We start from the raw sequence: 14,855 nt of genomic DNA, 5'->3' as shown, positions 1-14,855 counted from the left end.
TGTGTTTTGTTTTATGGTTACTGTTGTGCGGTGTCTACTTTTATATCGGTACCTAAACGTTGTAAATAAGCAATAAGGGCTACAATTTCTCTATTTTTCATTTCGATAAAATCTTCGCCGTTTTCTGCAGCATACTCTTTATCTGCTTTATAGGTTTCTGCAAAATCAGGATCGGAATGTAGGTTTTCTTCAATTTGCGAGCCTTGTTCTAACATGCTTTGTTGTGCGTTCGCGATGTCTTCATCGGTATATGGTACGCCAAGCTTTACCATCGTTCTCATTTTTCTTTCAGTCAAAGATTTGTCCAACTCACTGCTCTTACCAGTAATTAGCCATGGATAACGTGGCATGATGGAGCCTGATGATGTGCTCTGAGGATCATACATGTGGTTAAAGTGCCAGTTATCAGAGTATTTTTGACCAAGTCTATGTAAATCTGGCCCTGTACGTTTGCTTCCCCATAAAAATGGATGGTCATAAACATACTCTCCTGCTTTGGAGTATTCACCATAACGCTCTACTTCATGTCTAAACGGACGTACCATTTGGGAATGGCAACCCACGCAACCTTCTCGTATATAAATGTCTCGTCCTTCTAGCTCTAACGGAGAGTAAGGCTTAACACTTGCAATAGTAGGAATGTTAGACTCTATCATAATGGTGGGAATAATTTGCACAATCCCGCCTATTAAAATGGCAATAGTAGCGCCAATAGTTAGTTGAACGGGTCTACGCTCTAACCAGCTATGCCAGCCTTCTCCTGCAACACGATGTTTGGATACTCGCTCTAACGCAGCAGCTTCAGCCAATTCGTCTTCTACTTTACTTCCTTTTCTTATAGTAGCGATCATGTTGTACACCATAACCAACATACCGGTTAAGTATAATGTGCCTCCAATAGCGCGCATCGCATACATAGGCATGATTTCTGTAACCGTTTCTAAAAAGTTTCCATAAACCAAAGTGCCATCTGGATTAAATTGTTGCCACATCGAGTATTGAGTAAAACCAGCAACATATAGTGGTAAGGCATACATGATAATACCTAAGGTTCCTACCCAAAAATGTACATTGGCAAGAGCCATAGAGTGTAATTTCGTTTTAAATAAACGAGGAATTAACCAGTATATCATTCCGAAAGTAAGAAACCCGTTCCAAGCTAAGGCACCTACGTGTACGTGGGCAATAATCCAATCGGTATAATGTGCTACGGCATTCACACTTTTAAGCGATAGCATAGGCCCTTCAAAAGTGGCCATACCATACCCCGTAATGGCTACCACCATAAATTTTAAAACAGGATCGGTTCGTACTTTGTCCCAAGCACCACGAAGGGTTAATAATCCGTTTATCATACCTCCCCAAGAAGGCATTAACAACATGATTGAAAAGGCAACGCCCAAGTTTTGAGCCCATTCTGGTAACGCTGTGTATAGTAAATGGTGAGGTCCTGCCCAAATATAAATAAAGATTAAGGACCAAAAGTGAATAATAGAAAGGCGGTATGAATAGACAGGTCTATTGGCTGCTTTAGGAACAAAATAATACATTAAGCCTAAAAAAGGTGTGGTTAAAAAGAAGGCTACAGCATTATGGCCATACCACCATTGTACTAAAGCGTCTTGAACACCTGCATAAACAGAATAGCTTTTAAAGGCACTTACAGGCAGTTCTAAGCTATTGAAAATATGAAGTACGGCAACGGTTACAAACGTGGCAATGTAAAACCAAAGCGCCACATATAGATGGCGTTGGCGACGTTTTAAAATAGTAGCTATTAAATTCCACCCGAACACCACCCAAACTACAGCAATGGCAATATCGAAAGGCCATTCTAATTCTGCGTATTCTTTAGAACTGGTATAGCCTAAAGGAAGTGTAATGGCCGCACCAACGATAATAAGTTGCCATCCCCAAAAGTTTATTTTACTTAGTAGATCGCTAGACATTCTGGCTTTTAGTAAACGCTGGCTAGAGTAATATACCCCTGCAAAAATAGCATTCCCCACAAAAGCGAAAATAACAGCGTTGGTGTGTAGAGGCCTTAATCTACCAAAACTTAGCCATGAGATACCATCGGTAAGATTGGGAAATAAAAACAATAAAGCTAGCAATAAACCAACCAACATACCCACAACGCCCCAAAACATAGTGGCATAAATAAAGTTTTTTACAATCTTATTATCGTAATGAAATTGTTGCATTTCCATAGTCTTACTTGTTATTCTTTTTTGGTTAGTATCGATTTATTGGATTTTTCTTTAATGAGTTCGTCATCAAAAAGCATGCGAACAGAAGGAGTGTAGCTGTCATCAAACTGCCCGTTTTTTACTGCTACAATAAAGGCAATAAAAAATGCGACAGCTACAATAATGCTTATAGCTAGTAAAAGATATATAACGCTCATACCTATCTGAAGTTACGGTTCAAAAATACTTTTATACGGTTTTTCAAAAAATGACATTTATCATGTTTCTCAATTATTCTCAATGGTTTGGCCTGGTTTCTGGCTACAAATGCTCTGTAAGCGCTACATAGGGTTAGGATGTTGGTTTAGCCTTCTTCCCAGAACGTTTGTAGCTATTGTTGTGAACGCTACAATACTAATAGAGCTCAATGGCATTAAAATAGCGGCTATAACAGGAGCTAATTGTCCGGTTACGGCAAAATAAAGACCAATGCAATTATACATAAAAGAAAGCACAAATCCCCATTTTATAATCTTTATGGCACTTTTTGAAGCCATAATAAACCCGTACAATTGGCTAAACTTTGTAGCATCCATAATAACATCGCATGCTGGTGAAAAAACATTAACATTTTCAGAAATAGCAATACCTACGTTACTTTGCGCTAAAGCACCCGCATCATTTAATCCGTCTCCTATCATTAAGATTTTAGCTCCTTCATTTTGATGGTGTTTAATATATTCGAGTTTATCTTCAGGTTTTTGATTAAAAAATAATTTTGTTTTCGAAGGCAGTAATTTAGTCAAATTTTCCATTTCACCGGCATTGTCACCCGACAAAATTACTAAATCATAATCTTTTTCTAGCGTTTTGAAAAGCTTTGAAAGCCCTTTTCGGTATCGGTTATAAAAAGTAAACTTACCTCTGTAAGTATTGTTAGTGCTTATATGGACAGCGGTATTTAAGGCTGTTTTTTCGGAAGTAAACCCTACAAAAGGCGCAGAGCCGATTTTAATCGAATCCTTGTCGCGCTCCGCTTCAATACCTTGGCCTATGTACTCTTCATAGCGGTTTAAGGGTACTATGTTGTGAGCATCTAAAAGATCATATAGCGATCTGCTTAACGGGTGGTTGGAATTTCTTAAGGTGCTTTTTAATAGCGATTCCTCATCCTTAGAAAGCTGAAGGCCCTCATACTCTATAGATGTTTCTTTATTGGCTGTAATGGTGCCTGTTTTATCAAAAATAATAGTGTTTATAGTGGCCATTTGTTCAATAACAGAAGCGTTTTTAGCATAAAACTTAAGTTTGCCAAAAATTCGGAGTAGGTTGCCAAAAGTAAAGGGTGTTGCCAGTGCTATAGCACAGGGGCAGGCTATAATAAGTACAGAGGTAAATACATTTAATGCTTTAGAGCTATCATTAAATAACCAAAACGTGGTTGATACTGCGGCAATACTAAGTACAGCAAAAGTAAAGCGCTTGCTTATTTTATTGATAAGAGTAGTGAAGCCATCTTCTTTATTTTTGTTAAACACATCATTGCTCCATAATTGTGTTAAATAACTTTGTTCTACGGTTTTTAAAACATCTACTTCAATACTGCCGTTATGTTGTTTGCCGCCAGCAAATAATTTATCTCCAGATGTTTTTGTAACTGCTTCAGATTCGCCCGTTACAAAACTGTAATCGATATGGGCATCTCCTTTTATAAGAATGCAATCTACGGGAATAAGCTCTTCATTTCTAATGAGCAGACGGTCTCCTTTTTGGATGTCGTAAACTTGTATGGATGTTTCAGTGCCATCTGCATTAATTTTGGTGACCCCAATAGGAAAATATGATTTGTAATCGCGTTCAAAGGATAAGAAATTATACGTTTTTAATTGAAAGAACCTGCCAAGGAGCAAGAAAAAAAGTAACCCAGCTAGACTATCGAAAAAACCAGCACCAAGATTAAAAACAATTTCTGTAGTACTTCGTAAAAACAAAACGACAATGCCCAGTGCAATGGGGACATCAATATTTAATATGCCAGAACGAAGGCCTTTGTACGCGGATATAAAATAATCTTGTGCCGAATAAAAAACAACAGGAAGGGAGAAGGCAAACATGAGCCATCTAAAAAGGTGTTTAAACTCTTCTAGCCATACGTCTTTAATAGGGAAATACTCTGGAAACGATAAAAACATAATATTTCCAAAAGCGAAACCAGCCACAGCCAGTTTGTAAATTAAGGATCGGTCGGTATTTTTCTTTCCAACACTAAAATCATCCAAACTTATAAATGGTTCATAGCCAATACTGCTTAGTAGCTTTACTAATTGTTTTAAAGTAACAGTTTCGCTATTAAAAGTAATACGAACGGTCTTCTTTCCAAAATTAACGATAGAGGCGCCTACTCCAGGCATTAATTTGCTTAAGTTTTCCAGAATCCAAATACAAGAACTGCAATGGATGTGTGGAATGTAAAGCGTGATGATTTGTGTTTTGCCATCGTTAAATTCTAAAAGCTTTTCAACAATCTTGGTATTGTCCAAAAAGTTATATTTACCTTCAATTTCTTTTGGTGTTGCACCGGGTGCTTGCTGTAAGTCATAATAACAGGTTAGATCGTTTACAGAAAATATCTCGTAAACAGTTTTACAGCCGTTACAACAAAATGACTTATCGTCAAATATAATACCAGAAGATGAAGCATCTAAACCACAGTGAAAACACGTGTTATTGCCCATTATAATTTGCTCATTTATACCTAGTGCAAAAGTATGAAAACAACTGGTTTTAAAATATGATAATTGTCATGTTTTCTGTACTTTTGTGACTTATTCAAATGTTAGGTATGAGCAAGTGCGAACAATGTATTATAAAGCAGTTTAATTCGCTAAAAGCGCTGACTAAAGACGAGTTGGTGCGTATTTCGGGCTGTAAAACATCAAGGATCATAAAAAAGGGCGAAGTTATTTTTGAGGAAGGAGAAGTGCTTAATGGTGTTTACTGTATCAAAGATGGTATTTGTAAGCTTACTAAATTAAGTGCAAATGGGAAAGATCAAATTGTTAAAATGGTTGTTAAAGGCGATTTGCTGGGGCAGCGGTCCATTATAAGTGACGAAAGATCGAATCTTCAAGCTGTTGCATTAAATGATATGGAAGTTTGTTTTATCCCTAAAAATGAGATTTTGAATAACTTGCGCAGAAATCCCGATTTTACATTTGATGTGCTGAAAGATATGGCACAAGATTTAAAGGAAGCCGATGATGTTATTGTTAATATGGCACAAAAAACGGTGCGCCAACGTTTAGCAGAGACTTTAATTTACATTCAGGATAATTTCGGGGCGAACCCAGATGGAACGTTAAGTGTTATGCTTTCTAGAGAGGATTTTGCTAACATTGTTGGAACAGCCACAGAGTCTGCAATCCGTGTGCTTTCTCAATTTAAAAAAGAAAGTCTTATCGCTATCCTTGGTAAACAAATAAAAATTCTAGATATAGAGGGTTTAAAACGAGTCGAATAGCCGGTATTGGTTATCCTTCTCTAAGTATAGATAAATCCAATGGGGCATCGCGGATTTATCATTAAAAAAATAGTATTTTTATAATGCTATGAAAAACAAATCGACTTTTAGAAAGGGTTTTGTGTTTAGGAACTATGAAACACCCCTTCAATCACCATTTGATAAGCTTTTTGAAATATTTAAAGAGCTCATTACCCATACTTCGGGTGATTTTGACGAAGCTATAGATTGGCTTCGGCAATTAGATCAAGAATATAAGCTCACCACACCAGACTATACCATTGATGACTTTATTGAAGACCTAACTAAAAAAGGGTATATAAAGCAGGAGATTGATGATGACGGAACCGGTAACGGTATGGCCATAACAGGAAAAACCGAACGGGCTATAAGGCAACAGGCATTAGATCATATTTTTGGAAAAATTAAACGTAGCGGTCAAGGCCATCATAAAAGTAAAAGCCCAGGTTTGGGGGATGAACATACGGGTGATTTTAGAAATTACCAATTTGGTGATGCTTTAGATAAAGTCTCGATGACTGAAAGTCTTAAAAACGCACAAATTAATCATGGTATTTCTGATTTTATGCTTTCAGAAGATGATTTAGTGATAGAAGAAACCCTTCACAAATCGCAAATGAGTACCGTGTTAATGATTGATATCAGCCATAGTATGATTCTCTATGGTGAAGACCGTATTACGCCTGCTAAAAAAGTAGCTATGGCATTGGCCGAGTTAATCACGACGCGTTATCCCAAAGACACCTTGGATATCTTGGTTTTTGGTAACGATGCTTGGCAGATAGAAATCAAAGATCTTCCTTATTTAAAAGTGGGGCCTTATCATACCAATACCGTTGCGGGCTTACAGTTGGCCATGGATTTGCTTCGAAGAAAACGCAACACCAATAAACAAATTTTTATGATAACAGATGGAAAACCGAGTTGTTTGCGCTTACCAGACGGTGCGTATTATAAAAACAGTAACGGACTAGATACGCATATCGTGAACAAATGTTATATGATGGCGCAACAAGCACAAAAACTGCACATTCCCATTACCACTTTTATGATAGCGCAAGATCCATATTTAATGCAATTTGTAAAGGCGTTTACCTATGCTAATCAAGGAAAGGCGTTTTATACCGGACTTAAGGGCTTGGGCGAGATGATTTTTGAGGATTATGAAACGAATAGAAGAAAACGGATTAGAGGTTAATCCGTATACAGCTTTCCGAAAAGGAAGGCTCATTAAAATGAATGGAATAACTAAAAACATATCCATAGTGGTTCTCTCTTCATTGGAGAGCGAAAAGCACGAGGAAAAATAATATATGAATACAGAAAACATACAAACATTAGGTGAACTTAAAAAGGCAGGTTATATAAGCAGATCTATAAAAGATGAATTAAGAGAAAATTTAATTCAGAAATTAAAAAACAAAGAAGTCACTTTTGAAGGGGTGCACGGTTATGAAAATACCGTAATCCCAGAACTGGAGCGAGCTATCTTATCTCGGCATAATATCAATTTACTAGGTCTTCGAGGACAGGCAAAAACACGTTTAGCACGCTTAATGCTCAATTTGCTAGATGATTATATTCCTGTAGTTGAAGGCTCTGAAATTAACGATGATCCGCTAAATCCGATTTCGCGATATGCCAAAGAATTGATTAATGAAAAGGGTGATGATACTCCTGTAGGCTGGCTGCACAGAAGCGAGCGCTTTGCCGAAAAACTAGCCACTCCCGATGTAACGGTTGCCGATATTATAGGAGATGTGGATCCTATTAAAGCGGCTAATTTAAAATTGAGCTATGCCGATGATCGTGTAATCCATTATGGTATGATTCCCAGGGCAAATCGGTGTATTTTCGTTATTAATGAGCTTCCCGATTTGCAGGCCAGAATTCAAGTGGCTTTATTTAATATTTTGCAGGAAGGGGATATTCAAATTAGAGGTTTTAAACTTCGCTTGCCTTTGGATATTCAGTTTTTATTTACGGCAAACCCAGAAGATTATACCAATAGAGGTAGTATTGTAACTCCCTTGAAAGATAGGATTGGATCGCAAATATTAACGCATTATCCAACAGATATTGAAACTGCTAGATTAATAACCGAGCAAGAGGCGAGAGTGATGGAAGGGCAAAGCCAAGCCGTAAGCATACCGGACCTAGCACGAGATTTATTAGAACAAATTGTTTTCGAAGCCCGAGAGAGTGAGTGGATAGATGCTAAAAGTGGGGTAAGCGCGCGTTTAAGTATCACTGCTTTAGAAAACCTGTTGAGTACTGCCGAACGTCGTGCTTTATTGAGCGGTGATGAGAAAACAACTCTAAGGTTAAGTGATTTTATTGGGATTATACCATCTATAACAGGTAAAGTGGAATTGGTTTATGAAGGCGAACAGGAAGGAGCGGCCATGGTAGCCTATAATCTAATAGGTCAGGCTGTAGGACGTTTGTTTGAAGAGTTTTTTCCGAAGTTGGACAAGTTGATGAAGCAAGAGGATGAAGGGCCTTATGATGCTATTGTATCTTGGTTTTTTAATCAGAAAGAAGGATTTGAGCTTTTAGATGATTTACGCGACAAAGAATATAAAGCCATTTTAGAGGCCATAACACCATTAGATGACTTATTAGGAAAATATCAGCCCAATCTAGCAAAGGCAGATTCCTATTTTCTTAAGGAGTTTGTGCTTTGGGCTTTAGTGGAATTTAAGCAATTAAGTAAGTCTCGATTTACCGAAGGCATACAGTTTAAAGATCCTTATGGTCGTTTTATAAGTGGTATTTAGATAATAACAACTCAATATCAAACTATTTACGCATAATTCAAAGTTTTTGGATTATGCGTTTTTTATTTGCGTTTTGTGATTCTTTTTAAACGTTTTAAAGAGCAGACTATCGGGATCTATTTTTTTTTATGTAAAAACCCTCATCAAAGATAATGGACGGTATAGGGGACGGAAGTTTTAATGTTTGCCATGCTGGTTTTGGGAGGATCCAGTGCTCTACACCATCTACGGTCATTTTAACAGGCATTTCAAAATTCTCAACAGTTTGTGTCCACCGGTATTTTAATAGTTTTTTTTCAATACTATATTCTAAAGTTGGAATATTTACAGTTCTTAAATACTGATTGAAAAAAGCTTCAAGGTCTATGCCAGATGCCTCACTAATATAATGTTCGATTTCTTGTGTAGTAACGGTTTGGTGATAAAAACGGGCATTTAGTCCACGTAAAATATGACGCCACTTTTCATCATCATTAATCCATAGGCGCAGTGTGTGCAGCATATTGGCTCCTTTGTAATACATATCTGTGGAGCCTTCTTTATTCACATTGTAGAACCCTATAATGGGTGTGTCATTTTTAATATTTTTACGTGTGCCCACAACGTAGGCGGAAGACGCTTCTTTACCGTAATAATACTCTAAGTACAGATTTTCAGAATAAGTTGTAAAGCTTTCATGAATCCACATATCGGCAATATCTTTGTTCGTGATGCTGTTTGCAAACCATTCGTGCCCAGATTCGTGGATAATTATAAAATCGAATTTTAATCCCCAACCAGTGCCAGATAAGTCTGCTCCTAAATAGCCATTTTTAAATTGATTGCCGTAGGTTACAGAGCTTTGGTGCTCCATTCCTAGATAGGGTACTTCTACTAACTTATAGCCATCTTTATAAAAAGGATATGGACCGAACCAATGTTCAAAAGCTTCCATCATTTTTGGAGCTTGTTTAAAATGCGTTTTGGCCTTTTTTAAATGATCTTGTAGTACGTAGTAATCCATGGTCAAGTTCCCAGCGATACCATTATACGTTTCAGAAAAATGGGCATAATCTCCTATATTTATATTTACGCCGTAATTATTTATTGGATTTCCTACAAACCAATGGTAAGTTTTTGTATCTCCATATTGTTCTACACGTCTTAACTTCCCATTAGAAATATTTATGAGACTTTTTGGTACATTAACACTTATTAACATGCTATCTACTTCATCATACATATGGTCTTTACAAGGCCACCAAACACTAGCGCCCAAACCTTGGCATGATGAGGCTATAAACGGGTTGCCTTTATGGTCTTTTTTCCAAGAGATACCGCCATCCCATGGGGCGTTAATGGCTTCTTTTGGGTGGCCTTCATAGTAAATATCAAGAGTGTTGATGTCGTTTATGTTTTGGTTTTTAATTAGTGTTATAAAATGGGCATTTCCATCTTGTTTTATTTTCAAGACCTTATTGTTTTGAATCGCTTTTGTGATCTTTAAAGGGGCTTGCAAATCAATTTGCATGACCGAGTTGGTTTTTAAAACTTTATATTGAATGGTGTTTTTTCCTGAAATAAATTTCAGCTCAGGTTTTACCTGTATATCTAAATGATAGTAAGTTAAGTCCCACCACGACCGCTCTGGTGTAATGCTTCCTCTTAGAGTGTCTTGTCTGGTGAAATTTTCTTTTCTTGAAAAGGATTGTCCTTGGGCACTGAAGGTAGCGCATAGAAGAGAAGCGATTAAAACGTAAATTTTAAATATCATGATGGTCTTGTTAGCAGATTTAAACCAAATTTTTTATCAGTGTTTTTATATGCATGTACCATTTTTTTTAAACTTACTAAATTGTCAGCTTAAAAAGCATGTGTATTCTAAATGGACGGCTTAACAAAACATGTTGTTTTCTGTAATAGTTAGTATTCGAAATTAAGTATTAAATCGCCAGTACTTCCTTTTATTAAGAAACTATTTTTATTTGAGGTTATTTCGTATACTGAAATAGTGTTAATGTGCTGTTTAGTGTCATACAGATAATCGTAAATCGGTTTTCTTAAAAAGGAATATTTATAATCGTCTATATGGATAGATTTTAAATCATGGGCTCTTATCTGAGGTTTCGCATGGAGGGTTTCCCTAGTGTAATTTAAGTTTTTAGTATTAGGTTTTTTTGTTATTCTTATTTTAGTGATCTTTTGTTTTATGGTGTTTAATTTTAGTATTAATAGTTTTATTAGATTTTTTGTATGGAGTTTTAAAACCTCTTTATGCGCTAAAACAAAAGCAAAAACTGATTTTTTTTTATAGTAAATGTAGTATTCAAAATCATAGAAGGTATTACATATATGCTGTTTGTAGCCCATAAGTCCATTGCCCATATCTAAAAAACGATATTTATTATGGATGCACCAATTTATGAGTAGCTTATTGCCTAGATGTCCTAATCCATATTTACTGTAATCGACATCAAAAGCATTAATTTCACTATGCATCATGCAGTCTGCTATATGGTAATTCAAAGAAATGCTTATAGGTTTTTTGTCGTCATAAGCAACAAATAATGAGGTTTTTCCTTGGTTTATAGAATTAAAGATGTCTTTGGTAAAGGTATCCCAGAATAGAAGATAATTGTTTTGTTCTTCTTTTTGGTCAAAACGTTTCTTAAGCATTTCATGTAATGTATTTAACAAAAATGCACATTTTTTTTCTGTTATATGCCCGAAATTATATTCATATGAAATATTAAAAGCATGTTCAAGTCTTGGAATTAATTTTTTTAATTTGAAGGAGTTATCAAATGTTATTCCGGCGCCCTTAAGATTGAATTGCTTTATTTTTTTTAAATGATACGCATCATGTTTAATTACTTTATGTGTTAAATAAGAAGGGAATAGACTGATGGCTATAACTTTTGGAGCTAAATGGTTCGTCTTATAATGGATGTGTAAAGGTGAATTGTTAAAATAAATTTTATCGAAACAATCATCTGGTTTGTTTTTTCTTGTGAAGTTCCATATAAACTCCACGCGATGTATTGCGTTCATAAAACAATGTTATTATTTAACTTTAAGCATGACTAGGCCTCGTCAAATATAAAAACGCTTCGAACATTTCAAAGCGTTTTTGGAGTTAGAATTACGTTTTTTTAATTTTTAAAAGCAATATTGTTTTTCTGCCTTTACTTTTTCTGCAATTTCTCTTCTTATATCTACAATATCAGGATAGTTTACGTATTTAGTAAAGCGTCTTAAGCCCATAAGCATCATACGTTGTTCGTCACCTTCAGCAAAAGAAATAATACTTTCTTTTCCGTTTTTCTCAACAATATCTACGGTGTGGTATAAATATAATTTAGCCATCGCAATTTGTGTTTTCTGGGTGTCTTCTCCAAAACGTTTTGCATTTTTTTCTGTTCGTAATATGGTAGATTCTGCCATATAGATTTCAATTAAAATATCCGACGCTGCTAATAATAATTGTTGTTCTTTATCAATTTCTGTCCCAAATTTTTGAACCGCAGCACCAGCAACTAATAAAAAGACTTTTTTAAGCTTGGCAATCATTTCTTTTTCTTCTGAAAATAATTCAGAATAATCCGGTGTATCAAAAGAGGGGATGCTCATCAGTTCATTCCCTACTGCTGTGGCAGGGCCAAGTAAATCTACATGGCCTTTCATCGCTTTTTTTACTAACATGCCCACACAATGCATACGATTTATCTCGTTTGTGCCTTCGTAAATTCTTGTAATTCGAGCATCTCGCCATGCGGCTTCCATGGGAGTGTCTTCAGAGAAGCCCATGCCACCAAATATCTGAATGCCTTCATCGGCACACTTTTGTACATCTTCAGAAACAGCTACTTTTAAAATAGAGCATTCTATAGCATATTCTTCTACAGCTTTAAGTTCTGCTTCTTGGTCTGTATTGCCAGCAGCCTTCCGTAAAGCAATACGGTCTTCAATATCTTTGGCAGCTCTATAAGTAGCCGATTCTCCAGCATAGGTGTTGGTAGCCATTTCTGCTAATTTCACTTTAATAGCTCCGAAATCTGCAATAGGTGTTTTAAACTGCTTGCGCTCTAAGGCATATTGTACACCTGTTGTAGTAATACGTCTTTGGGAGTCCAAACAGGCTGCAGCCAATTTAATTCGTCCAATATTTAAAGAATTCATGGCAATTTTAAAACCATTTCCTCTTTCCGATAACATATTCTCGATAGGTATAATGGTATCGTTAAAAAACACTTGTCGTGTAGAAGAGGCACGAATTCCTAACTTGTGTTCTTCTTCACCTAAAGTGATGCCATTATTAGGGTCGTTTTCAAGAATGAATCCTGTTATGTTTTTATCATCTTCGATACGGGCAAAAACGATAAACAATTGACAGAAACCAGCGTTTGAAATCCACATTTTCTGTCCGTTAATCTTATAGCTTTTACCATCTTCAGAAAGTGTTGCCGTAGTTTTTCCCGAATTGGCATCACTACCAGCACCAGGTTCTGTAAGCGCATAGGCTCCAAACCATTCGCCAGTGGCCAGTTTAGGTACGTATTTTTGTTTCTGCTCTTCTGTTCCGTATAAGGTAATGGGCATCGTGCCAATTCCCGTATGCGCCCCAAAAGCAGTGCTAAAAGAGCCTGTCCCGCTTGAAATATAATCGCAAGTAAGCATTGTAGAGACAAAGTCCATCCCTAATCCGCCGTAGGTTTCCGGAACAGATACGCCTAAGAATCCTAGCTCTCCAGCTTTTTTCATGCAGGTTTCGGTTAAAGCATAGTCTTTAGCTTCAAACTTAGCTCTATTAGGTATGATTTCTCGGTCGTTAAATTCAATAACCGCTTCTTTCATCATTTTTTGTTCCTCAGAAAAATCTTCTGGAGTAAACACGTCTTTGCACTGGGTTTCTTTTACTATAAATTGACCGCCTCTTAGAAGGTCTTTGTTTGATTTTTCCATGATAAGCCCCCCCTAACTCCCCCAAAGGGGGGAGCACTGTTACGGGTAGATTTTTAATTATACATTTATTTTAAATTTTTTGTTTTCACAATTGTTCCTCCCCTTCGGGGAGGTTAGGTGGGGCTTTTCTTATTTAAGAAATTCGAAAATACCGCAAGCCCCTTGTCCTGTGCCTACACACATGGTTACTGCTCCATATTTTCCTACCATATCTCGTTTTCGCATTTCGTCAAATAGTTGTACGGATAGTTTTGCGCCAGTACAGCCTAAAGGATGGCCTAAGGCAATGGCGCCACCATTTACATTTACAATATCGGGGTTGAGGTTTAGTTCCCGCATTACCGCTATAGATTGCGATGCGAAGGCCTCATTTAACTCGATCAATTCTAAATCGGTTTGTTTTAAGCCTGCTAATTTTAATGCTTTAGGAATGGCTTTTACGGGACCAATGCCCATAATTCGGGGTTCTACTCCAGCTGCAGCATAATTCACTAAACGGGCAATAGGTTCTAAATTCAATTCTTTCACCATGGCTTCACTCATAACGATTACAAACGCTGCGCCATCGCTCATTTGTGAGGAGTTACCAGCTGTAACACTTCCGCCTTGAGCAAAAACAGGACGTAATTTTGCTAATACCTCTACATTTGTTCCTGCTCGAGGACCTTCATCCTTGGTAACGGTGTATTTTTTTGTGATTTTCTTTCCATTAGCATCCACATAAATTTGTTCAACCTTAATAGGTACTATTTGGTCTTGAAAACGGTTTTCGGCTTGTGCCTTTAAAGCTTTCATATGGGAGTTATATGCAAACTCATCTTGATCGTTACGAGATACTTTAAATTGTTTTGCAACCGCTTCTGCCGTATTGCCCATTCCCCAATAATAGTCGGGGTGTCCAGAGGTAACGATATCATAATTTAATTCGGGCTTATAACCAGACATGGGTACGGAGCTCATGCTTTCTGCACCACCGGCAATAATACAATCTGCCATGCCAGATTGGATCTTAGCGGTAGCCATAGCAATGGTTTCTATTCCCGATGAACAAAACCGGTTAACCGTAACCCCTGGAACTTCTATAGATTTTAATCCAATTAAAGAAATAAAACGTGCCATATTCAGTCCTTGGGCACCTTCGGGCATGGCATTGCCTACCATAACATCATCAATTTTTTTAACGTCTAAATTCGGCAATTCCTTCATCATATGCTGAATGGTTTCAGCAGCCAATTCATCGGTTCGTTTAAATCGGAATACGCCTTTTGGCGCTTTGCCAACGGCGGTTCTGTATGCTTTGACTATATAGGCTTGTTTCATTTTCCTCTCCCTGAACCCTCTCTAAAAAAAGGGGGCTGTTACGGGTAAATTATTAGTTATACATTTTTTTTTAATCTTCAACAC

Annotated in this window: 10 protein-coding genes; 3 read left to right on the top strand and 7 right to left on the bottom strand. The window is 36.9% G+C overall.

Annotated elements, in window-relative coordinates:
* Positions 1–17: 17 nt before the first annotated feature.
* From ccoN to ACFFU9_RS12105, 3 genes are all read right to left on the bottom strand, one after another.
* Complete coding sequence (gene ccoN / locus ACFFU9_RS12115) at positions 18–2,210, bottom strand: cytochrome-c oxidase, cbb3-type subunit I (protein WP_379861718.1); 2,193 nt, start codon at positions 2,208–2,210, stop codon at positions 18–20.
* 11 nt (positions 2,211–2,221) lie between these two features.
* Entirely contained in the window at positions 2,222–2,407 is a 186-nt protein-coding gene (gene ccoS / locus ACFFU9_RS12110; protein ID WP_379861717.1) for a cbb3-type cytochrome oxidase assembly protein CcoS, read from the bottom strand.
* Positions 2,408–2,530: 123 nt separating this feature from the next.
* The gene (locus tag ACFFU9_RS12105) at positions 2,531–4,924 is read right to left on the bottom strand and encodes a heavy metal translocating P-type ATPase (protein WP_379861716.1); all 2,394 of its coding nucleotides are present in this window, start codon (positions 4,922–4,924) and stop codon (positions 2,531–2,533) included.
* 107 nt (positions 4,925–5,031) lie between these two features.
* Here ACFFU9_RS12105 and ACFFU9_RS12100 point away from each other — a divergent pair, with 107 nt between their 5' ends.
* The 3 genes from ACFFU9_RS12100 to ACFFU9_RS12090 all read left to right on the top strand — a co-directional run bounded on the left by ACFFU9_RS12100 (position 5,032) and on the right by ACFFU9_RS12090 (position 8,510).
* On the top strand, positions 5,032–5,709 hold the full coding sequence (locus ACFFU9_RS12100; protein WP_379861715.1) for a Crp/Fnr family transcriptional regulator: 678 nt from the start codon (positions 5,032–5,034) through the stop codon (positions 5,707–5,709).
* 88 nt (positions 5,710–5,797) lie between these two features.
* Positions 5,798–6,928: a vWA domain-containing protein gene (locus ACFFU9_RS12095; RefSeq protein ID WP_379861713.1), complete on the top strand. Its 1,131-nt coding sequence runs from the start codon at positions 5,798–5,800 to the stop codon at positions 6,926–6,928.
* Positions 6,929–7,043: 115 nt separating this feature from the next.
* On the top strand, positions 7,044–8,510 hold the full coding sequence (locus ACFFU9_RS12090; protein WP_379861712.1) for a MoxR family ATPase: 1,467 nt from the start codon (positions 7,044–7,046) through the stop codon (positions 8,508–8,510).
* A gap of 106 nt (positions 8,511–8,616) precedes the next feature.
* Here ACFFU9_RS12090 and ACFFU9_RS12085 read toward each other — a convergent pair whose 3' ends face one another.
* The 4 genes from ACFFU9_RS12085 to ACFFU9_RS12070 all read right to left on the bottom strand — a co-directional run bounded on the left by ACFFU9_RS12085 (position 8,617) and on the right by ACFFU9_RS12070 (position 14,771).
* Positions 8,617–10,263, bottom strand: coding sequence for a M1 family metallopeptidase (locus ACFFU9_RS12085; protein ID WP_379861711.1), 1,647 nt, complete (start codon positions 10,261–10,263; stop codon positions 8,617–8,619).
* Between the two features lie 149 nt (positions 10,264–10,412).
* Positions 10,413–11,540: a GNAT family N-acetyltransferase gene (locus tag ACFFU9_RS12080; RefSeq protein ID WP_379861710.1), complete on the bottom strand. Its 1,128-nt coding sequence runs from the start codon at positions 11,538–11,540 to the stop codon at positions 10,413–10,415.
* Between the two features lie 108 nt (positions 11,541–11,648).
* Entirely contained in the window at positions 11,649–13,451 is a 1,803-nt protein-coding gene (locus ACFFU9_RS12075) for an acyl-CoA dehydrogenase FadE (RefSeq protein ID WP_379861709.1), read from the bottom strand.
* A gap of 129 nt (positions 13,452–13,580) precedes the next feature.
* Positions 13,581–14,771, bottom strand: a complete 1,191-nt coding sequence (locus ACFFU9_RS12070) for an acetyl-CoA C-acyltransferase (RefSeq protein WP_379861708.1) — start codon at positions 14,769–14,771, stop codon at positions 13,581–13,583.
* Positions 14,772–14,855: the final 84 nt, after the last annotated feature.

It is taken from the genome of Mariniflexile ostreae (genome assembly GCF_042427585.1).
Taxonomy (GTDB): Bacteria; Bacteroidota; Bacteroidia; order Flavobacteriales; family Flavobacteriaceae; genus Pseudalgibacter; species Pseudalgibacter ostreae.
Note: the sequence above shows the minus strand (reverse complement) of the source record. Positions and strands in the feature narration are given on the sequence as shown.